Consider the following 20,536-nt stretch of genomic DNA (forward strand, 5'->3'; position numbering starts at 1 on the left):
TGCACACATATATTAGTGGTTTATTTTAAGACTATCTCTATTAAGTCAGTAAATGAATCAGCCGCCGCGCCCAATAATTCACATTCTAAATTAGTTTAATTCATATAAAATTCAGTTTCCTTCGCATAGCTAAGCGTTACCGCCACAGCTAACATACCCCCCGTTAAAAACGGCTTCAGGGAAAATTTCTCTACATAACATTACGCTTAAATAAAAATAATTTTTCTAAAGATGCACCTGCGCGCTTAAAAACACGACACCCCCATTCAATGAAACAAATGGATCTTGCTTCATGTTTAATAAACACAACCTGATTCACGCCCTGCTAATTTTATTTTTATGTCAACAGCAGGCTATTGCCAGCACCATTGCCTCGGCCACAACGAATCAAAATGAGCAGGATAAAGCGCGTCAGGCGGCGCTAACGCCACAGCACCAGGGCACTCAAGCTTCGCAAATTAATACCGACAGACAAACGCTAACGTTTCCCGAGGAAAAAAACTGTCGGTTAATCAACACCATTCGTATCGATTCCGCCGAGCCGGGGCTCACACATAAGCTACTGGATAATCTCACGTCTCAAGCTCTGCATCGTTGCCTTGGGATTAACGGCATTCAGTACCTCGCCATGGCATTACAAAATGAGTTAATCGCCCGCGGTTATATCACTTCATTAGTGACTATCCCGGAACAGTCATTGACGCAAGGGACACTAAAGCTCGAGCTGGCGTATGGCAGAATCGGTGAAATACTCTGGTCAACGACAAGTGAGCAACCCACCAGTATCTGGAACAATATCCCCGCGAGTGAGGGAGATATTCTGCGCCTCTCTGACCTGGAACAGGGGATGGAAAACCTGCTTCGCCTGCCGGGAAGTTCAGCGAATATGCAAATCTTGCCGGGACAGCGGGAGGCGGAAAGCAATCTGATGCTTACGCGTCGTCTGGATAAAAAGTGGCAGGTCGGCGCCTGGGTTGATGATGCTGGCAGCCGCGCCAGCGGCCGCTATCAGGCCGGCGGCGCGCTCTATTTGTATGATGTCACCACGCTCAACGATATTTTCTATGTCTCCGGCGGCGGCGATATTGAATTTAATCAGCATAATGACGGCAACCAGAATGGCAGTCTTTATTACTCGATCCCCTTCGGCTACTGGTCATTAAGTCTTTACGGTTCGCAGAGTCAATATAGACAGCTGTTCAAAGGCGCCTGGTCGCAAACGGACTATAAAAGTAAAAACCGCTACTACAGCGCTACGCTGTCGCGACTCCTGTCGCATACTCGTCAGCAACAGACATCGCTGGATTTACGCATCGCAAAAAGCGCTTCACGCTACTACTTTGGCGGTGAGGAGCTCGGGGTGATGCGCAAACAAAACCCGACATGGGAGCTGACGCTACGCCAGCAACGTTATTTCGATAAAAAAGTCGTCGCCGCCAGTCTGGGGCTACAACGCCGCCTTCCATGGCTAAGCTCCGTCGCCACGCCAGAAGAAAAAGCAGGCCTGTTCAGCAAGCGTTCACGCGTCGTGCACGCCGACTTGCAGGCTTTGATGAAATTCGATTTAACCGGCGACAAATTTAGTTATGCACCGCATTTTAATGCGCAATACAGCCCGGATATTCTCTCTTCGGATAACCAATTTAATATTGGCAACCGCTGGACGGTCCGCGGATTTGATGGCGAATATACTCTCTCAGGCAATCAGGGCTGGTACTGGAGTAATGATTTTATCTGGGATATTGCCGGCCCGGAACAGCAATTTTATTTAGGATTAGATATTGGTCGTATTATTGGCAGCGAACAATATCGGCAAGGGAAAGTGATTTCAGGTGCGGTTAGCGGATTACGTGGCAAGCTGCTTTCCACGCAATATGATCTTTTTATCGGTACGCCGCTAAGTAAGCCGGATAACTTTCAGAGCGACTCGATCAATATGGGCTTCGCATTGAAATGGAAGTATTAAAACCAACATATTGCCAATCATATTTAAAGGAATGAATTCATGTTTAAGTTTAAATTAACCTATGTTGCTTTAGCAGCAGCGTTAAGCTCGACGGTAGTGTATGCCGACCCGACGACTTATACCCATCTATCAGGCGCAAAGGTAGTGGATATTGAAGCGCCAAATGCTGCAGGCGTTTCGCACAACCTGTATCGTGAATTTAACGTTGACGGCAACGGTTTAATACTCAATAACAGCAGCAGTGATATTGATCACGCGACTTTTGGCAATATCGCTAAAAACAACAATCTGACCAACGGCGGGGCGTCGGTGATCCTCAATGAAGTCACCTCCAATAAAGCCAGTTCACTGAATGGTTTTATTGAAGTCGCCGGTCTAAAAGCCGACGTCGTCATTGCCAACCCCAATGGCATTACCTGCTCCGGGTGTAGTTTCGTTAACACCAACAAGGCGGTATTAACCACCGGCCAGGTCAATCTGACCGATGAAGGCGCTATCGGCAGCTATACCATTACCAAGGGCAAAGTCACTATCGGTGAAAAGGGTATGGATGCTTCCACCAGCTATGCCGCATTGCTGGCAGACGCCGTCGCCATCAATGGTATGGTCAACGCCGGTAGTTCCGTGGTCGGCGGCGGTAATTTCACCTTCGATAACAGCACGGGCGTTATGACATCCGCAGGAAAAACCGCCACCATGCTGCAAATGCTCAATCCGGTATACAGCATTGATATCAGCAGCCTTGGTGGCATTAAAGCCAACAGCATCAGTATGGTCGGAAACAATCTAGGCTTCGGCGTACGTAATAAAGGCTCTATCACCGCCAACTCTTCACTTTCCATGACCAACAATGGATTACTGACCAACGATGGGTCCATCACCAGTAATGGCCTTCTCACCAGCATCGCCGCCTCCGGTAACTTCACCAATAACGGTACGCTGACAACTAAAAACTTGACGAAAATCACCACCTACGGCGCACTCACTAACGGCAGTAAGGGCACTATCAGCTCCACTAAACAATTAGTTCTGAGTGCCGTAGGCAATTTACAAAATAGTGGAACGATTAGCGCTACGTCCAATCTGATCGCCGCCAGCAACGGAGCGATAACCAACAACGCCGGGGCTAAAATCACTTCGGGCGCCCAGATTACCGCCACATCAATAGGTAATTTCACCAATGCCGGCACCATCAGCGGTAAAAATACCGTATTGAACTTTGTCGGCAGCAACTTTAAAAATACCGGCGCTATCAGCGCGACAGGTAAGGTTACCGTCAAGTCGTTAAATCAGGACAACACCACCAACACCGGTGAGATTTATAATCAGGGCAGCATGACCGGTGAAAATATCGATATGCTAACGAATGGGACTCTGGCGCAAAGCGCCAATGGAACAATGACGGCCACTAACGCCATTACCGCTCACAGCTATTGGCTGAATAATAATGGCGCGATGAACGCCGGCAGTATTACAACCGACCACGGCCCGGTAAACAATACCGGCACCATAATAGCAAATACAATTTCGATCACCAGCACCGGAGATATTGTTAACGAAGGCACTATCTACAGCACCGGTGATTTGCTGCTGGACACGCAAAACAAAGCGAATATCTACAACTATTATTTACTACAGGCGGATGACACCCTGACCCTGACCGCGAAAAAAATCGTTAATAGCGGTCGCGGCTGCGGCTGGTTAAAGTGGAGTACCTGTGATATCGGCACCATTCGTACTAACAAGCTGATACTAAACTCATCGCATAACTATACCAATGAAATGGGCGGTTATCAGTACTTTAAGATTGCGGAAATCAATACCGTTCTGTAATAACTCAGCGATGCGCAGCACAATGCGCATCGCTGCTTTACCGATTACGGTTCAAAGGGTCGACGCTGGAACTGGTCATGCCCACATTTTGGGCAGCGCGGCAGCACATCCGGTGTGTACACCGCCAGATGGTAATGACACTTTTCGCATACCAGATTACCCAGCCCCACCACCTCTCCACTGTGATAAACCCCGTGGTGGTTCAAGTCCTGGAATACTTCGCGCCATTCAAGCTGCGTTTTATCCGTAATATCCGCAAGTTCCTGCCACAGGCTCTCTTTGATGACCCGCATGAAGACGCTGTCGCTATCGTCTTCATGGCTCTCTTCGTAGCTGCGGGCAAATTCTTCTAAATCGCGCTTTACCGCCGCGATCAGCGACTCGACCTCGCTCTGCGTCAGATCGCCTGCCTGGGTGATTTTCTCCCTCGCCTGCTTCACCAGCGCGTCAATGTCACGCTCTCCATTGCGCAGCCGTTCACTGAGCGAGGAGACCAGTTCCCGGTAATATTGAGCAACCTTGTTCATCATTTCGCCTCCGGTGTGATTAACTGCTTCTAATAATAGACGTTATCTGCGGTTTGCTTTGCCAGCCGCGCCACAGAGTCGTGAAAAATTCTGCTTCGCTTTTGCCGATGTTAATGTGCGAAAGGCTGTTTTGACGTGGACGTTTGGGCTATGCTATGCCGATCTGAAATAACACATCCATTGGCTACATTTTGTAGCTGTATTGAAAACAGGACCACTGGCTGCCATGCAAGAGCAATACCGCCCGGAAGAGATAGAATCGAAAGTCCAGCTTCACTGGGACGAAAATCGTACATTTGAAGTAACTGAAGACGAGAGCAAAGAGAAGTATTACTGCCTGTCGATGCTTCCTTATCCTTCTGGTCGACTACACATGGGTCACGTGCGTAACTACACCATCGGCGACGTCATCGCGCGCTATCAGCGCATGCTGGGCAAAAACGTCCTGCAGCCGATCGGTTGGGATGCGTTTGGTCTGCCTGCGGAAGGCGCGGCGGTGAAAAACAATACCGCCCCGGCGCCGTGGACCTACGACAACATCGCATACATGAAAAACCAGCTGAAAAAGCTGGGCTTCGGCTATGACTGGAGCCGTGAAATTGCGACCTGCACCCCGGAATACTACCGCTGGGAGCAAAAATTCTTCACCGAGCTGTATAAAAAAGGCCTGGTGTACAAGAAAACCTCCGCGGTCAACTGGTGTCCGAATGACCAGACCGTGCTGGCTAACGAACAGGTTATCGACGGCTGCTGCTGGCGCTGCGACACCAAGGTTGAGCGTAAAGAAATCCCGCAGTGGTTTATTAAAATCACCGCCTACGCCGATGAACTGCTCAACGATCTGGACAATCTGGACCACTGGCCAGACACCGTTAAGACCATGCAGCGCAACTGGATCGGCCGCTCTGAAGGGGTGGAAATCTCCTTTGACGTCAACGACTACGCCGATAAGCTGACCGTCTACACCACCCGCCCGGATACCTTTATGGGCTGCACCTACCTGGCGGTCGCTGCCGGTCACCCGTTGGCCCAGCAGGCTGCGGCTAACAATCCGGCGCTGGCCGCCTTTATTGACGAATGCCGTAACACCAAAGTTGCCGAAGCCGACATGGCGACAATGGAGAAAAAAGGCGTCGACACCGGCTTTAAAGCTATTCACCCGCTGACCGGCGAAGCGATTCCGGTATGGGCGGCGAACTTCGTGCTGATGGAATACGGTACCGGCGCGGTGATGGCCGTCCCGGGTCACGACCAACGCGACTACGAGTTTGCCAGCAAATACGGCCTGAACATCAAGCCGGTTATCCTCGCCGCCGACGGTTCCGAGCCGGATCTCTCCGAGCAGGCGCTGACTGAAAAAGGCGTGCTGTTTAATTCCGGCGAATTTAGCGGCCTGGATTACGAAGCGGGCTTCAACGCCATCGCCGATAAATTGGCCGCGATGGGCGTTGGCGAGCGCAAAGTTAACTACCGCCTGCGCGACTGGGGGGTTTCCCGCCAGCGTTACTGGGGCGCGCCAATTCCGATGGTGACCCTGGAAGACGGTACCGTGATGCCGACGCCGGAAGATCAGCTGCCGGTTATTCTGCCGGAAGACGTGGTCATGGACGGCATCACCAGTCCGATCAAAGCCGACCCGGAGTGGGCGAAAACCACCGTTAACGGCATGCCGGCGCTGCGTGAAACCGACACCTTTGACACCTTTATGGAGTCTTCCTGGTACTACGCGCGCTATACCTGCCCGCAGTACGATAAAGGCATGCTGGACCCGAATGCCGCGAACTACTGGCTGCCGGTGGATATCTATATCGGCGGTATCGAACACGCCATTATGCACCTGCTCTATTTCCGCTTCTTCCACAAGCTGATGCGCGATGCCGGTATGGTGAACTCCGATGAGCCAGCCAAACAGCTGCTGTGCCAGGGCATGGTACTGGCCGATGCGTTCTACTACGTCGGCGAAAACGGCGAGCGTAACTGGGTATCACCGATTGACGCTACCGTTGAGCGTGATGAAAAAGGCCGCATCGTTAAAGCCTTCGATCCGCAGGGCCGCGAGCTGGTGTACACCGGCATGAGCAAAATGTCCAAGTCGAAGAACAACGGTATCGACCCGCAGGTGATGGTTGAACGCTACGGCGCGGATACCGTACGTCTGTTCATGATGTTCGCGTCTCCGGCGGAAATGACCCTGGAGTGGCAGGAATCCGGCGTAGAAGGCGCGAACCGCTTCCTGAAACGCGTCTGGAAACTGGTTTACGAGCATACCTCTCAGGGCCCGGCTGTCGCTCTGGATGTGGCAAGCCTCAGCGAAGATCAGCAAGCGCTGCGTCGCGACGTGCATAAAACGATTGCCAAAGTGACCGATGATATCGGCCGTCGTCAGACCTTCAATACCGCCATTGCCGCGGTGATGGAGCTGATGAACAAACTGGCGAAAGCGCCGCAGGAAGGCGAGCAGGATCGCGCGCTGATGCGTGAGGCTCTGCTGGCAGTCGTACGTATGCTCAACCCGTTCACCCCGCATGCCTGCTTCACCCTGTGGCAAGAACTGGGCGGCGAAGGCGATATCGACAACGCGCCGTGGCCGGTAGCGGACGAAAGTGCAATGGTTGAAAACACGACTCTGGTCGTCGTCCAGGTAAACGGTAAAGTTCGTGGTAAAATTACCGTTGCGGTAGATGCAACCGAGGAGCAGGTTCGTGAACGTGCAGGCCAGGAACATCTGGTCGCAAAATACCTTGAAGGCGTGACCGTACGTAAAGTGATTTACGTTCCGGGCAAACTGCTCAATCTGGTCGTTGGCTAAGCGCGGGAGGAAGCGTGCGATATCTGGCAACAATGCTGTTATCTCTGGCGGTGTTAATCACCGCCGGTTGCGGCTGGCATCTGCGTAGCAATACGCAGGTTCCAACCACAATGAAAACTATGATTTTCCAGTCAAGCGATCCGAACGGTCCGTTAAGCCGTGCGGTACGTAATCAGCTGCGTTTGAATGGCGTTGAGCTGATCGATGCCGATACGCTGCGTAAGGACGTTCCGTCCCTGCGTCTGGGTAACTCATCCATTCAGAAAGATACGGCATCCATTTTCCAGGATGGTCGTACTGCTGAATACCAGATGGTGCTGACCGTTAACGCCACCGTATTGATCCCGGGTCATGACATTTACCCAATCAATACCAAGGTTTATCGTTCATTCTTCGATAACCCGCAGGCGGCGCTGGCGAAAGATGCCGAGCAGGACATGATTATTCGTGAGATGTACGACAAGGCCGCGGAGCAGCTGATCCGCAAATTGCCGAGCGTGCATGTTGCGGATGTCGAAGCCACCAAAGAGGCTGAGCAACCGGTGTCTGGAACCCCGGCCGCCTCTACCTCCGGCAACCGCGTTTCCACTACGCTGGGTAACTGATGATTCGGTTGTACCCGGAACAACTCCGCGCGCAGCTCACTGAAGGGCTGCGCGCGGCGTATTTATTGCTTGGTAACGATCCGCTGTTGTTACAGGAAAGCCAGGATGCCATCCGCGAAGCCGCGGCCGCCCAGGGCTTTACCGAACATCACACCGCGACCATCGATGCCAGCACCGACTGGCCCGCCCTTTTCTCCTTAAGTCAGGCGCTGAGCCTCTTTTCCAGCCGCCAGACGCTTCTGCTTATTCTGCCGGAAAACGGTCCGAATGCGGCGATTAACGAACAGCTAGCCACGCTGGTCGGTATGCTGCATGAAGATCTGCTGCTGATTGTCCGCGGCAATAAGCTTACCAAAGCCCAGGAAAACGCAGCATGGGTGACCGCGCTTGCCAGCCGCGCCGTACAGGTCAGCTGTCAGACGCCGGAATACGCGCAGCTACCGCGCTGGCTGGCCGCCCGCGCTAAGCAGAACAAGCTGCAATTAGATGAAGCCGCCAGCCAACTGCTGTGCTACTGCTATGAAGGTAATCTGCTGGCGTTAGCGCAGGCGCTGGAGCGGCTCTCGCTGCTGTGGCCTGACGGCAAGCTGACGTTGCCTCGCGTTGAACAGGCGGTGAATGATGCCGCCCACTTCACGCCATATCACTGGGTCGATGCCCTGCTGGCCGGCAAGAGCAAGCGCGTACTGCACGTCCTGCAGCAACTGCGCCTTGAAGGCTGCGAACCCGCCATTTTGCTGCGCACGCTGCAGCGCGAACTGCTGCTGCTGGTGAACCTGAAGCGCCAGTCGGCGCATACGCCGCTGCGTACGCTGTTTGATAAACACCGGGTCTGGCAGAACCGCCGTCAACTGGTGGGTGACGCGCTCACGCGCCTCAGCGCCGAGCAACTGCGCCAGGCCGTCACGTTATTAACCCGCGCCGAGCTCACCTTCAAACAAGATTATGGCCAGTCAATATGGCCCGAGCTGGAAAGTCTTTCGTTACTGCTCTGCCATAAAGCGCTGGCGGACGTTTTCATTGATGGTTGATATGACTCAGTTGCAGGCGATGTACGGCGGCACCTTCGATCCGGTGCATTATGGCCACCTGAAGCCGGTAGAAATTCTGGCGAACCAGATCGGTCTTAACCGGGTGATCATCGTCCCCAATAACGTCCCGCCGCATCGTCCGCAGCCTGAGGCCACCAGCGCCCAGCGCGTACATATGCTCGAGCTGGCGATAGCGGATAAACCGCTGTTTGTCCTCGATGAGCGCGAGCTGCGGCGCGATACCCTCTCCTGGACGGCGCAAACGTTGCAGGAGTGGCGACAGGAACAGGGTCCCGACCGGCCGCTGGCGTTTATTATTGGTCAGGATTCGCTGTTGACCTTCCCCACCTGGCATAACTACGCCACGATCCTCGATAACGCCCATCTGATCGTCTGCCGTCGTCCGGGATATCCACTGGCGATGAAGCGCGAAGAAGATCAGCAATGGCTTGATAAACATCTCACCCACGATATCGAGCTGTTACATAACCGCCCCGCCGGAGCTATCTATCTTGCGGAAACGCCGTGGTTCGATATTTCCGCCACGCTGATTCGTCAGCGTCTGCAGCAGGGGGTCTCCTGCGCCGATATGCTGCCCGAGGCCGTGCTGGACTACATTCACCAGCAGAAGCTCTATTGCTGAGAACCCGCTGCGGGGATATCGTTACGCTACGCGATTTCCACGGAGTGCATCATGAAATTATGGCTGGTTCGCCACGGCGAAACGCAGGCTAACGTCGACGGGCTGTATAGCGGTCACGCTCCCACCCCGCTCACCGAACGCGGTATCCAGCAGGCGTGCTCGCTGGGTGACTGTCTGCGGGAGGTACCTTTCGAGCTGGTATTGTGCAGCGAGCTGGAGAGAACCCAGCATACCGCCGACCTGGTGCTCGCTGGTCGGCTAATCCCACGGCAAGTGATTCCTTCGTTGAATGAGATGTTTTTTGGCGATTGGGAAATGCGCCACCATCGCGATCTGCAAAAAGAAGATCCGCAGAACTACGCCGCATGGTGCAAAGACTGGCAACACGCCGCACCGACCAACGGCGAAAGCTTCCAGGCCTTCGCGCAGCGTATCGCGGCTTTTGTCGCCACCCTCGGGCAATATCAGCCGCGGGATAACCTGCTGATCGTCGGCCACCAGGGCGCTTTAAGCCTGTTAATCGCACTCTTATTGCAGATGCCTGCCTCAGCAATGTGGCATTTTCCCCTCGCCCACGGCTGCTGGAGCCTTATCGAACGACGCGACGATTTTACAACCCTGCGGGTATTAAATAGCCAGGCGCAGTGGCGCGCGGAATAAGAATTCATGACCGCCCATTGACAGCCCCGAGCAGGCTGCTATTCTCCGCAGCCAGGCTACACCCGCTATACGCATCTTGCAGAAATTGTTTTACAAAAATGGCGATGCATTCGTCGGCAAGGGATGGGATGATAGCCCGCTTTCAAGGGCTGAAAGCTGACTTTTCTCCCGACATTGCCATGACTTCGGGTATACTGTCAGGCTCGTTATTGTTATCACTCTTCACGCACCCAGGGGGAACACTTGCAGGGTAAAGCACTCCAGGATTTTGTTATCGACAAAATTGATGACCTGAAAGGTCAGGACATCGTCGCCATTGATGTACATGGCAAATCCAGCATCACCGATTGCATGATTATTTGCACCGGCACGTCTACGCGCCACGTGATGTCCATCGCCGACCATGTGGTGCAGGAATCCCGCGCCGCCGGAATGCTGCCGCTGGGCGTTGAAGGTGAAGCCGCCGCCGACTGGATCGTGGTCGATCTGGGCGACGTAATGGTTCACGTCATGCAGGAAGAGAGCCGTCGTTTGTACGAGCTGGAAAAACTCTGGAGTTAATGCGTGAAGCTACAATTGGTGGCCGTTGGCACCAAAATGCCGGACTGGGTTCAGACCGGCTTTAGCGAATATCTGCGCCGTTTTCCAAAAGATATGCCGTTCGAACTGGTAGAGATCCCTGCCGGTAAGCGCGGAAAAAATGCCGATATCAAACGCATCCTCGAAAAAGAGGGCGAAATGATGCTGGCGGCCGCAGGCAAGAACCGTATCGTGACCCTGGATATTCCCGGTAAGCCCTGGGATACGCCGCAGCTGGCGCGAGAACTGGAACGCTGGAAGCAGGATGGCCGGGACGTCAGTTTACTCATTGGCGGCCCGGAAGGTCTCTCTCCGGCCTGCAAAGCGGCAGCGGAACAGAGTTGGTCCCTTTCCACGCTCACGTTGCCTCACCCGTTAGTTCGCGTGCTGGTGGCTGAGAGCCTGTATCGTGCGTGGAGCATTACGACTAACCACCCTTACCACCGTGAGTAATGATGACCTGGGTAGACTAAGCAGCGAATGAAATTACAGAATTCTTTCCGCGACTATACGGCTGAATCCTCGCTGTTTGTACGCCGGGCGCTGGTCGCTTTTACGGGCATTTTGTTGCTTACCGGCGTGCTGATTGCCAACCTCTACAACGTACAGATTGTCCGTTTCAACGACTATCAAACGCGTTCCAATGAAAACCGTATTAAGCTGGTCCCCATTCCGCCCAGCCGCGGCATTATCTACGATCGCAACGGCACACCGCTGGCGCTGAACCGCACCATCTATCAATTAGAGATGATGCCGGAAAAAGTCGATAACGTGCAGCAGACGCTGGATGCGCTGCGCGACGTCGTCGACCTGACCGACGACGACATCGCCGGCTTTAAAAAAGAGCGCGCGCGCTCTCACCGCTTCACCTCGATTCCGGTGAAGGTCAATCTTAATGAAGTCCAGGTGGCGCGCTTCGCCGTAAACCAGTACCGCTTCCCCGGCGTCGAAGTCAAAGGCTACAAGCGCCGCTACTATCCCTATAACTCCGCCCTGACCCACGTTATCGGCTACGTCTCTAAAATTAACGATAAAGACGTCGATCGCCTGGATAAAGAGGGCAAGCTGGCTAACTACGCGTCGACCCACGACATCGGTAAGCTGGGAATCGAGCGCTATTATGAAGACGTGCTGCACGGGCAAACCGGTTATGAAGAGGTTGAAGTCAACAACCGCGGCCGCGTTATTCGCCAGTTAAAAGAAGTGCCTCCGCAGGCCGGACGCGATATCTACTTAACCCTTGATTTGAAGCTGCAGCAGTATATCGAAACGCTGCTGGCGGGCAGCCGCGCGGCGGTAGTGGTCACCGACCCGCGCAGCGGCGCGATTCTGGCGCTGGTTTCAACCCCGAGCTACGATCCCAACCTGTTTGTCGATGGTATCTCCAGCAAAGATTATTCCGGACTCCTCAACGATCCGAATACCCCGCTGGTTAACCGCGCCACGCAGGGGGTCTATCCACCCGCCTCGACGGTAAAACCCTACGTCGCCGTCTCGGCCTTGAGCGCCGGCGTCATTACCCGCAATACCAGTCTGTTCGACCCCGGCTGGTGGCAGCTGCCTGGATCGGAAAAACGCTATCGCGACTGGAAAAAATGGGGCCACGGTCACCTGAACGTCACTAAAGCGCTGGAAGAGTCCGCGGATACCTATTTCTATCAGGTCGCCTATGATATGGGCATCGACCGCCTTTCCGAATGGATGAGTAAATTCGGCTACGGCGACTACACCGGCGTCGACCTGGCGGAAGAGCGCTCCGGTAACATGCCCACTCGCGAATGGAAGCTCAAGCGCTTTAAGAAACCCTGGTACCAGGGCGACACCATCCCGGTCGGTATCGGCCAGGGCTACTGGACCGCTACGCCGATTCAGATGAACAAAGCGCTGATGATCCTGATAAATGATGGTGTGGTTAAAGTCCCTCACCTGCTGCAAAGCACGCTTGAAGACGGTAAACAGGTACCGTGGGTTCAGCCGCATGAACCGCCGGTCGGCGATATTCATTCCGGCTATTGGGAAATCGCTAAAGACGGGATGTATGGCGTTGCCAACCGCGGCAACGGTACCGCGCACAAATACTTTGCCAGCGCGCCGTATAAGATTGCGGCGAAGTCCGGTACCGCGCAGGTATTCGGCCTGAAAGCCAACGAAACCTATAACGCGCACCGAATTTCCGAGCGTCTGCGTGACCACAAGCTCATGACGGCGTTTGCGCCTTACAACAACCCCCAGGTCGCGGTGGCGATGATCCTGGAGAATGGCGGCGCCGGCCCGGCGGTCGGTACCATTATGCGCCAGATCCTCGATCACATCATGCTGGGTGATAACAACACCAATCTGCCGAGTGAGAACCCGGCGGTGACGGCGGGGGAGGATCAATAATGACCGATAATCCGAACAAAAAATCGCTATGGGATAAAATCCATCTTGACCCAACGATGCTGCTCATTCTGCTGGCGCTGCTCACCTACAGCGCGCTGGTTATCTGGAGCGCCAGCGGCCAGGACGTAGGCATGATGGAGCGCAAAATCGGCCAAATCGCCATGGGCGTGGTGATTATGATCGTGATGGCGCAGATCCCGCCGCGGGTATATGAGGGCTGGGCGCCCTACCTGTATATTTTCTGTATTATTTTGCTGGTTGCCGTAGACGCCTTCGGCGCTATCTCCAAAGGCGCACAGCGCTGGCTCGATCTCGGTATTGTGCGTTTTCAGCCCTCGGAGATTGCTAAAATAGCGGTGCCGCTGATGGTGGCGCGGTTCATAAACCGCGATGTCTGTCCGCCTTCACTGAAGAATACCGCCATCGCGCTGGTCCTGATCTTCCTGCCGACCCTGCTGGTTGCGGCGCAGCCAGACCTCGGCACTTCTATTTTGATCGCCCTCTCCGGCCTGTTTGTTCTGTTCCTCTCCGGCCTGAGCTGGCGCTTAATCGGCATCGCGGTGGTACTTGTCGCCGCCTTTATTCCGATTTTATGGTTCTTCCTGATGCACGACTACCAGCGTCAGCGCGTAATGATGCTGCTCGATCCGGAGACCGATCCGCTGGGCGCGGGCTATCATATTATTCAGTCCAAAATCGCTATTGGTTCCGGCGGATTACGCGGTAAAGGCTGGTTGCATGGTACTCAGTCGCAGCTCGAATTCCTGCCGGAGCGCCATACCGACTTTATCTTCGCCGTACTGGCGGAAGAGCTGGGGCTCATCGGGGTGTTGATCCTGCTGGCATTGTACATTTTGCTTATCATGCGCGGACTATGGATCGCCGCCCAGGCGCAAACCACCTTTGGCCGCGTCATGGCAGGCGGTTTAATGTTGATTTTATTCGTTTATGTCTTCGTAAATATTGGTATGGTAAGTGGTATTTTGCCGGTGGTGGGGGTACCTTTGCCGCTGGTCAGCTACGGGGGCTCAGCCCTAATCGTATTGATGGCCGGGTTTGGTATCGTTATGTCGATCCATACCCACAGAAAAATGTTGTCGAAAAGCGTTTAAGGGGTTCGCAATGCGTAAGCAATGGCTGGGGATCTGCATAGCAGCAGGGCTGCTGGCGGCATGTTCAGGTGAAGACGTTCAGCAGAAGACGGTTAGCGTCCCGCAGCCGGCTGTCTGTAATGGTCCGACGGTAGAAATCAGCGGCGCCGATCCGCATTTCGAAACGCTGAATGCCACGGCCAATCAGGATTATGAGCGCGACGGCAAAAGCTATAAAATCGTCCAGGATCCGGCTAACTTCACCCAGACCGGTCTGGCGGCAATTTATGATGCCGAACCGAACAGCAACCTGACCGCCTCTGGCGAAGCGTTCGATCCGACACAGCTTACCGCCGCGCATCCTACGTTGCCTATCCCAAGCTATGCGCGTATCACTAACCTGGCCAATGGCCGGATGATCGTAGTGCGCATTAACGATCGTGGCCCGTACGGCAATGACCGGGTCATTTCCCTGTCCCGCGCCTCAGCCGACCGCCTGAACACTTCTAACAATACTAAAGTTCGTATCGATCCGATTATTGTCTCTCAGGACGGCGCGTTATCCGGCCCTGGTATGGCGTGCACCACCGTCGCCAAACAGACCTATGCCTTGCCTTCGCGTCCAAACCTTGATGGCGATGGTTCCGCGGCCATCTCACCGGCCGACCAATCAAACGTTCATGCCATTAGCAACTCAACGCTTAAGCCTGAAGATAACGTGGGCGCGCCGGTTAACGGTAGTGGATTCCTCGGCGCGCCGACGCCGCTTAATAATGGCGTACTGGAAGGTAGCGAACCCGCTACTGCTGCGCCTGCCGCCGTCGCCGCAACACCTGCAACGCCCAGCGCGCCGGTTACCGCGCCTGGCTCGATTCAAGGTAGCGTCGCGCCTGCCGCGACCGCAACAGCAGCAACCGCCGCTGTGGCCGCGCCAAACGCCGGCACCAGCGGCGAGTTCGTCGTGCAGGTCGGCGCCGTTAGCGACCAGGCTCGCGCCCAGCAATATCAGCAGCGCCTGAGCCAACAGTTCGCCGTTCCCGGCCGTGTGATGCAAAACGGCGCCGTATGGCGGATTCAACTGGGTCCATTTGCCAGTAAGTCGCAAGCGACGACGGTACAACAGCGTCTGCAAAACGAAGCGCAGCTACAATCATTTATTACTCGCGCCAACTAAACGTGACGCCGCGGTATCTCCCGCCACAGCATATGTAAAAGTCGTTAACAAAGTCATATGCAATGTCGGATGCCGCTGCGAAACGCATTTGTTATAGTAAGGCACTTTTTTTAATTTCATCACGGATGCCGTTGTTCTAACCATGAAGACCTCTTTCACCGCTCGTTTACTCGTTACGGCCCTCTCCGTTGCGGCACTGTCTACCGCTGCCCGCGCCGATGACCTGAATATGAAAACCATGATCCCAGGCGCTCCGCAGATCGATGCTGAATCCTGGGTTCTTATCGATTACAACTCAGGTAAAGTGCTGGCGGAAAACAACGCCGACGCCCGCCGCGATCCGGCGAGCCTGACCAAAATGATGACCAGCTATGTCATAGGCCAGGCCATGAAGGCGGGCAAATTCAAAGAATCCGATCTGGTCACCGTGGGTAACGACGCGTGGGCAACCGGTAACCCGGTGTTTAAAGGTTCTTCCCTGATGTTCCTGAAGCCGGGCATGCAGGTGCCGGTTTCGCAGCTGATCCGCGGCATCAACCTGCAATCCGGTAACGATGCCTGCGTGGCGATGGCCGACTACGTCGCCGGCAGCCAGGACGCATTTGTCAGCCTGATGAACAACTACGTGAACGCGTTGGGCCTGAAAAATACCCATTTCCAGACCGTTCACGGCCTGGACGCCGACGGCCAGTACAGTTCCGCGCGTGACATGGCGCTGATCGGCCAGGCGCTGATCCGCGACGTACCGAATGAGTATTCCATCTACCGCGAAAAAGAGTTCACCTTCAACGGTATTCGCCAGCTGAACCGTAACGGCCTGCTGTGGGATAACAGCCTCAACGTCGATGGCATTAAAACCGGGCATACCGACAAAGCCGGCTACAACCTGGTTGCCTCTGCTACCGAAGGCCAGATGCGCCTGATCTCCGCGGTGATGGGCGGGCGTACTTACAAAGGTCGTGAGTCCGAAAGCAAGAAACTGCTGACCTGGGGCTTCCGCTTCTTCGAAACCGTGAACCCCATTAAAGCAGGTAAAGAGTTCGCCTCTGAACCGGCCTGGTTCGGCGATAGCGATCGCGCTTCTCTGGGCGTAGATAAAGACGTCTATCTGACTATCCCGCGCGGGCGCATGAAAGACCTGAAAGCCAGCTATGTACTGAACAACACCGAACTGCACGCGCCGCTGCAGAAAAACCAGGTGGTCGGTACCATTAACTTCCAGCTGGATGGCAAAACTATCGATCAGCGTCCGTTAGTGGTGCTGCAGGAAATTCCGGAAGGGAATTTCTTCGGCAAAATCATTGATTACATTAAGTTAATGTTCCATCACTGGTTTGGTTAAAAATTGAACACTTGAAAGTGTGATTTCTATCCCCATATACTATTCATCAAAGAAACCTGATAACTCCCACATCACGTGGGAGTTATTATTTTAGTCGTCACACCGGAGCTGACATGAAAACCAAACTTAACGAACTGCTTGAATTCCCTACGCCATTTACTTACAAAGTAATGGGGCAGGCGTTGCCTGAGCTGGTTGATCAGGTGGTGGAAGTGGTACAGCGCCATGCGCCTGGTGATTACTCTCCGTCAGTAAAACCGAGCAGCAAAGGTAACTACCACTCGGTCTCCATCACCATCAACGCCACCCACATCGAACAGGTCGAAGCCCTGTACGAAGAGTTGGGCAATATCGAAATCGTGCGGATGGTGCTGTAATCCCTCGCCTTACCCGGCCTCAAGCGCCGGGTAATTCTCCTTCTTTCGCTGTGATATACTCTCCCCACTTAAGTCATCCCTCTCGGCGGAGACGTTGTTTTGCAGCACAATACCATTCTTATTCGACAACTCGGCCTGCAACCTTACGAACCCATCTCGCAGGCAATGCATGAATTTACCGACAGTCGTGACGACACGACGCTGGATGAAATCTGGCTGGTAGAACATCACCCGGTGTTTACTCAGGGTCAGGCCGGCAAAGCCGAACACGTACTGGTACCCGGTGATATCCCGGTCATTCAGAGCGACCGCGGCGGCCAGGTGACCTATCACGGGCCAGGCCAACAGGTGATGTATGTCTTGCTGAATCTTAAACGGCGTAAACTCGGCGTGCGCGAATTAGTGACGCTGCTGGAGCAGACCGTGGTCAATACGCTGGCGGAGTATCAGATTGAATCTCATCCTCGCGCCGATGCGCCGGGAGTTTACGTTGGTGAACAGAAAATCTGCTCGCTGGGACTGCGTATTCGTAAAGGTTGTTCTTTCCACGGGCTGGCGCTGAATGTGGCAATGGATTTGACGCCGTTCCTGCGTATTAATCCGTGTGGCTATGCCGGCATGGAGATGACGCAAATGCGCCAGTGGCAGCCGCAGGCCGCTACAGAAAACGTCGCGCCGCGGCTGGTCGCCAACCTGCTGGCGCTGCTGAACAACCCACCGCATGAATATGTCGCCGCTTGATGCGCACCGCGCTCTGAACCTTCAGAGCGCAACTCCTTATTAATACTTCATATTTGCAATCAATTGTCACGCAACGCCACATCATCGCCCGCTATAATAAGCCTATGACCCAACGACCGGATCCGCGAGTGGCCGACAATCATCCCCCATTGGAAAACAACGAACAGCCAGAAGATCGGCAGATCTTTCGTATTCTGCGTAATATCGATCTTAATCTGTTAACTATCTTCGAAGCCGTGTACGTGCATAAAGGCATCGTCAATGCGGCGAAGGTGCTCAATATCACGCCTTCGGCCATTAGCCAGTCGATCAATAAACTACGGGCTCTGTTCCCCGACCCTCTCTTTATTCGAAAAGGACAGGGGGTGACGCCGACGGCTTTTGCGACTCACCTGCATCAATATATCAGCCAGGGGATGGAAGCCTTTCTCAATGCGCTGGATTTGGGCAGCAGCTCGCAGCAGCAGCGCGTGCTCACCATCGCTACCGCGCCGACCATCGGCGCATTGGTGATGCCAACCATCGCCAACGCGTTAAAAGCGCGGTTTCCTCAAGTATTGCTGCACAATATTGCGATTACCGATGCCGCCAGCCAGCTCAACCAGCGGCAGGTTGATTTGCTAATCGATACCTATAACCATAGCGGGCTGGCCATTGCGCATCAGGTGCTGTTTTCCGAGCCGGTTGTTATGTTTTGCCGCGAAAATCACCCAATTTTGCCTCTTCCGCTGACGCGGGAAAATCTACAGCAGTTTGAGTTTGCGCTGCTGCTGCCGGAAGGACAGCGCTACCCTGCCCTGCATCGGCAACTTGATGAATTCATCGGGGAACGGAGGTGCGGTTTTAGCAGCTATAACCTGTTGACTCAGGCGGCGATGATGAATAATAGCGATTTGCTGGGGCTGACGCCTGAGAGTATGTTCGCGCTGGTGGCGAAGATCTGGCCTCTACAGGCGATGCCTTTCCCGCCGTTACAAGACCAGCGCATTGATTTCTCGCTACATTACAACCGGCAAAGCGCCCAGGAGCCGTTACTGAAAGAGATTATCGACACTATTCTGCAAACTTATTCCCGCTAACCGCACGCGAGGGAAAAGGATAAAACAACAACTATTTTACAATTTGCCGGGCAACCAGGCTGCTTTCAACCCCGTATCAATGATATACTGCCTGTCCTTAGTTCAAAAATAGTTGATAAATACAACATTTGATTGAATTAATTCGCTTTCCTTCGTGACTCGCAACTGGAACACGCACGCTATGAGTAAACCCATTGTGATGGAACGCGGTGTTAAGTACCGCGACGCCGATAAAATGGCCCTTATCCCGGTGAAAAACGTGGCAACTGAGCGTGAAGCTCTGCTCAGAAAACCGGAATGGATGAAAATCAAACTTCCGGCTGACTCGTCCCGTATTCAGGGGATCAAGGCAGCGATGCGTAAGAATGGCCTGCACTCCGTGTGCGAAGAAGCCTCTTGCCCGAACCTTGCCGAGTGCTTCAACCACGGCACCGCGACCTTTATGATCCTCGGCGCTATCTGTACTCGCCGTTGCCCATTCTGCGATGTGGCCCACGGTCGTCCGGTGACGCCTGATGCCAACGAGCCGCAAAAACTGGCGCAAACCATCGCCGATATGGGGCTGCGCTATGTGGTGGTGACTTCCGTTGACCGCGACGATCTTCGTGACGGCGGCGCGCAGCATTTCGCCGACTGCATCAGCGCTATCCGCGAGAAGAGCCCGAATATCAAAATTGAAACGCTGGTACCGGATTTCCGTGGTCGTATGGATCGCGCGCTGGATATCCTGAAAGTGACGCCGCCGGATGTGTTTAACCACAACCTGGAAAACGTACCGCGCCTGTATCGTCAGGTACGTCCGGGCGCAGATTATAACTGGTCGCTGAAGCTACTGGAGCGCTTTAAAGAAGCGCATCCGGAAATCCCGACCAAATCGGGTCTGATGGTCGGTCTTGGCGAAACCAATGAAGAGATCATCGAAGTGATGCGCGATCTGCGCCGTCATGGCGTTACCATGTTGACGCTGGGTCAGTATCTGCAGCCGAGCCGCCACCACCTGCCGGTACAGCGCTACGTCAGCCCGGAAGAGTTTGAAGAGATGAAAGCTGAAGCCATGGCGATGGGCTTTACCCATGCCGCCTGCGGCCCGTTCGTCCGCTCTTCCTATCATGCCGATCTGCAGGCAAAAGGTATGGAAGTAAAATAACCTCTGCCTTTCTCTGGCCGTCGTTCGCGGCGGCCTGATTTCTCCAGTTCCCCCCAACTTCCAACTTCCAACTTCCCGTTGTCACACTTCGTTTCATCTTTTCATCGCCAGAGTACCGGCAATAAAAAAGGCGACAACGAATACGCTGCCGCCTCTTTGCCGCCAGAGCTTCACACCCGGCCGCGACGCGCCCCCGTTCATCGGGAGCCCGTGATTAATTACTCTTTATGAGAGAGTTTCTGTGCCGGCGCTTCTTCCTCAGCGCTGGTCTTTTTGGCACTGTCATCGTCATCATTCATGGCTTTCTTGAAGCCTTTGATAGCCGAACCCAGGTCTCCACCCAGCGTGCGTAATTTTTTGGTACCAAACACTAAAATAATCAGCGCTGCGACTACCAGCAGTTTGGTAATACTAATCTCACCCATAGCTAACCTTCTTCTCTATACAAGCTCAAGCTGCGAATACGCCATCATACACATATACGCATACAATTAACGGCTATTTGACGCGCCGACACAATAGCAATCTGTAACAAGGTGAATCAAGCCTT

At 54.0% G+C, this 20,536-nt stretch carries 19 protein-coding genes; 17 read left to right on the plus strand and 2 right to left on the minus strand.

Annotation, left to right across the window (positions count from 1 at the left end; all coding sequences use genetic code 11):
- Positions 1 to 292 precede the first annotated feature (292 nt).
- The gene (locus tag ABLV78_RS18345) at positions 293 to 1,966 is read left to right on the plus strand and encodes a ShlB/FhaC/HecB family hemolysin secretion/activation protein (protein ID WP_047049275.1); all 1,674 of its coding nucleotides are present in this window, start codon (positions 293 to 295) and stop codon (positions 1,964 to 1,966) included.
- A gap of 39 nt (positions 1,967 to 2,005) precedes the next feature.
- On the plus strand, positions 2,006 to 3,799 hold the full coding sequence (locus ABLV78_RS18350; protein WP_047049278.1) for a filamentous hemagglutinin N-terminal domain-containing protein: 1,794 nt from the start codon (positions 2,006 to 2,008) through the stop codon (positions 3,797 to 3,799).
- 44 nt (positions 3,800 to 3,843) lie between these two features.
- On the opposite strand, the gene ABLV78_RS18355 is transcribed toward ABLV78_RS18350, so the two are convergent.
- Entirely contained in the window at positions 3,844 to 4,326 is a 483-nt protein-coding gene (locus ABLV78_RS18355) for a zinc ribbon-containing protein (protein WP_045393055.1), read from the minus strand.
- Positions 4,327 to 4,552: 226 nt separating this feature from the next.
- On the opposite strand from ABLV78_RS18355, the gene leuS reads away from it, so the two are divergent.
- The 15 genes from leuS (at position 4,553) to lipA (ending at position 19,986) form a co-directional block, all read left to right on the plus strand.
- Positions 4,553 to 7,135: a leucine--tRNA ligase gene (leuS, locus tag ABLV78_RS18360; protein WP_015704739.1), complete on the plus strand. Its 2,583-nt coding sequence runs from the start codon at positions 4,553 to 4,555 to the stop codon at positions 7,133 to 7,135.
- A 14-nt stretch (positions 7,136 to 7,149) separates the two neighbouring features.
- Positions 7,150 to 7,740: an LPS assembly lipoprotein LptE gene (gene lptE, locus ABLV78_RS18365; RefSeq protein WP_047049282.1), complete on the plus strand. Its 591-nt coding sequence runs from the start codon at positions 7,150 to 7,152 to the stop codon at positions 7,738 to 7,740.
- On the plus strand, positions 7,740 to 8,771 hold the full coding sequence (gene holA / locus ABLV78_RS18370; protein ID WP_047049285.1) for a DNA polymerase III subunit delta: 1,032 nt from the start codon (positions 7,740 to 7,742) through the stop codon (positions 8,769 to 8,771). The genes lptE and holA overlap by 1 nt, the downstream gene beginning before the upstream one ends.
- Positions 8,764 to 9,414: a nicotinate-nucleotide adenylyltransferase gene (gene nadD, locus ABLV78_RS18375; RefSeq protein WP_047049289.1), complete on the plus strand. Its 651-nt coding sequence runs from the start codon at positions 8,764 to 8,766 to the stop codon at positions 9,412 to 9,414. The genes holA and nadD overlap by 8 nt, the downstream gene beginning before the upstream one ends.
- Positions 9,415 to 9,465: 51 nt before the next feature.
- Positions 9,466 to 10,074 carry an adenosylcobalamin/alpha-ribazole phosphatase gene (locus tag ABLV78_RS18380; protein ID WP_047049293.1) on the plus strand — a complete coding sequence of 203 codons (609 nt, stop codon included), beginning with the start codon at positions 9,466 to 9,468 and terminating at the stop codon, positions 10,072 to 10,074.
- A gap of 243 nt (positions 10,075 to 10,317) precedes the next feature.
- Positions 10,318 to 10,635: a ribosome silencing factor gene (rsfS, locus tag ABLV78_RS18385; RefSeq protein WP_002894623.1), complete on the plus strand. Its 318-nt coding sequence runs from the start codon at positions 10,318 to 10,320 to the stop codon at positions 10,633 to 10,635.
- Between the two features lie 3 nt (positions 10,636 to 10,638).
- Entirely contained in the window at positions 10,639 to 11,106 is a 468-nt protein-coding gene (gene rlmH, locus ABLV78_RS18390) for a 23S rRNA (pseudouridine(1915)-N(3))-methyltransferase RlmH (RefSeq protein WP_015367732.1), read from the plus strand.
- 27 nt (positions 11,107 to 11,133) lie between these two features.
- On the plus strand, positions 11,134 to 13,035 hold the full coding sequence (gene mrdA, locus ABLV78_RS18395; RefSeq protein ID WP_045381467.1) for a peptidoglycan DD-transpeptidase MrdA: 1,902 nt from the start codon (positions 11,134 to 11,136) through the stop codon (positions 13,033 to 13,035).
- Positions 13,035 to 14,147, plus strand: coding sequence for a peptidoglycan glycosyltransferase MrdB (mrdB, locus tag ABLV78_RS18400; RefSeq protein ID WP_008805635.1), 1,113 nt, complete (start codon positions 13,035 to 13,037; stop codon positions 14,145 to 14,147). Before mrdA ends, mrdB begins: the two co-directional genes overlap by 1 nt.
- A 10-nt stretch (positions 14,148 to 14,157) precedes the next feature.
- Entirely contained in the window at positions 14,158 to 15,300 is a 1,143-nt protein-coding gene (gene rlpA / locus ABLV78_RS18405; protein WP_047049296.1) for an endolytic peptidoglycan transglycosylase RlpA, read from the plus strand.
- 142 nt (positions 15,301 to 15,442) lie between these two features.
- Positions 15,443 to 16,642, plus strand: a complete 1,200-nt coding sequence (gene dacA / locus ABLV78_RS18410; protein ID WP_015367735.1) for a D-alanyl-D-alanine carboxypeptidase DacA — start codon at positions 15,443 to 15,445, stop codon at positions 16,640 to 16,642.
- A 113-nt stretch (positions 16,643 to 16,755) separates the two neighbouring features.
- Positions 16,756 to 17,019 (plus strand): DUF493 family protein YbeD, encoded by a 264-nt coding sequence (gene ybeD / locus ABLV78_RS18415; protein ID WP_015367736.1) that lies wholly within the window; start codon positions 16,756 to 16,758, stop codon positions 17,017 to 17,019.
- 99 nt (positions 17,020 to 17,118) lie between these two features.
- Complete coding sequence (gene lipB, locus ABLV78_RS18420; protein ID WP_047049299.1) at positions 17,119 to 17,760, plus strand: lipoyl(octanoyl) transferase LipB; 642 nt, start codon at positions 17,119 to 17,121, stop codon at positions 17,758 to 17,760.
- Between the two features lie 182 nt (positions 17,761 to 17,942).
- Positions 17,943 to 18,839, plus strand: coding sequence for a YbeF family transcriptional regulator (locus tag ABLV78_RS18425; protein ID WP_242436980.1), 897 nt, complete (start codon positions 17,943 to 17,945; stop codon positions 18,837 to 18,839).
- A gap of 181 nt (positions 18,840 to 19,020) precedes the next feature.
- A complete protein-coding gene (gene lipA, locus ABLV78_RS18430) occupies positions 19,021 to 19,986 on the plus strand; it encodes a lipoyl synthase (protein ID WP_015367739.1) in 966 nt (321 codons plus the stop codon).
- A gap of 218 nt (positions 19,987 to 20,204) precedes the next feature.
- Here lipA and tatE read toward each other — a convergent pair whose 3' ends face one another.
- Entirely contained in the window at positions 20,205 to 20,411 is a 207-nt protein-coding gene (tatE, locus tag ABLV78_RS18435) for a twin-arginine translocase subunit TatE (protein ID WP_045381457.1), read from the minus strand.
- Positions 20,412 to 20,536 lie beyond the last annotated feature (125 nt).

Source organism: Klebsiella sp. CN_Kp075, assembly GCF_040065055.2.
GTDB classification, from domain to species: Bacteria; Pseudomonadota; Gammaproteobacteria; order Enterobacterales; family Enterobacteriaceae; genus Klebsiella; species Klebsiella aerogenes.

What these genes read in the sequence shown, in the direction of transcription:
- ABLV78_RS18345 (WP_047049275.1), top strand. Translation starts at nt 293, where the DNA reads ATGTTTAATAAACACAACCTGATTCACGCCCTGCTAATTTTATTTTTA.
- ABLV78_RS18350 (WP_047049278.1), top strand. Translation starts at nt 2,006, where the DNA reads ATGTTTAAGTTTAAATTAACCTATGTTGCTTTAGCAGCAGCGTTAAGC.
- ABLV78_RS18355 (WP_045393055.1), bottom strand. Translation starts at nt 4,326, where the DNA reads ATGAACAAGGTTGCTCAATATTACCGGGAACTGGTCTCCTCGCTCAGT.
- leuS (WP_015704739.1), top strand. Translation starts at nt 4,553, where the DNA reads ATGCAAGAGCAATACCGCCCGGAAGAGATAGAATCGAAAGTCCAGCTT.
- holA (WP_047049285.1), top strand. Translation starts at nt 7,740, where the DNA reads ATGATTCGGTTGTACCCGGAACAACTCCGCGCGCAGCTCACTGAAGGG.
- nadD (WP_047049289.1), top strand. Translation starts at nt 8,764, where the DNA reads ATGGTTGATATGACTCAGTTGCAGGCGATGTACGGCGGCACCTTCGAT.
- ABLV78_RS18380 (WP_047049293.1), top strand. Translation starts at nt 9,466, where the DNA reads ATGAAATTATGGCTGGTTCGCCACGGCGAAACGCAGGCTAACGTCGAC.
- mrdA (WP_045381467.1), top strand. Translation starts at nt 11,134, where the DNA reads ATGAAATTACAGAATTCTTTCCGCGACTATACGGCTGAATCCTCGCTG.
- mrdB (WP_008805635.1), top strand. Translation starts at nt 13,035, where the DNA reads ATGACCGATAATCCGAACAAAAAATCGCTATGGGATAAAATCCATCTT.
- rlpA (WP_047049296.1), top strand. Translation starts at nt 14,158, where the DNA reads ATGCGTAAGCAATGGCTGGGGATCTGCATAGCAGCAGGGCTGCTGGCG.
- dacA (WP_015367735.1), top strand. Translation starts at nt 15,443, where the DNA reads ATGAAGACCTCTTTCACCGCTCGTTTACTCGTTACGGCCCTCTCCGTT.
- ybeD (WP_015367736.1), top strand. Translation starts at nt 16,756, where the DNA reads ATGAAAACCAAACTTAACGAACTGCTTGAATTCCCTACGCCATTTACT.
- lipA (WP_015367739.1), top strand. Translation starts at nt 19,021, where the DNA reads ATGAGTAAACCCATTGTGATGGAACGCGGTGTTAAGTACCGCGACGCC.
- tatE (WP_045381457.1), bottom strand. Translation starts at nt 20,411, where the DNA reads ATGGGTGAGATTAGTATTACCAAACTGCTGGTAGTCGCAGCGCTGATT.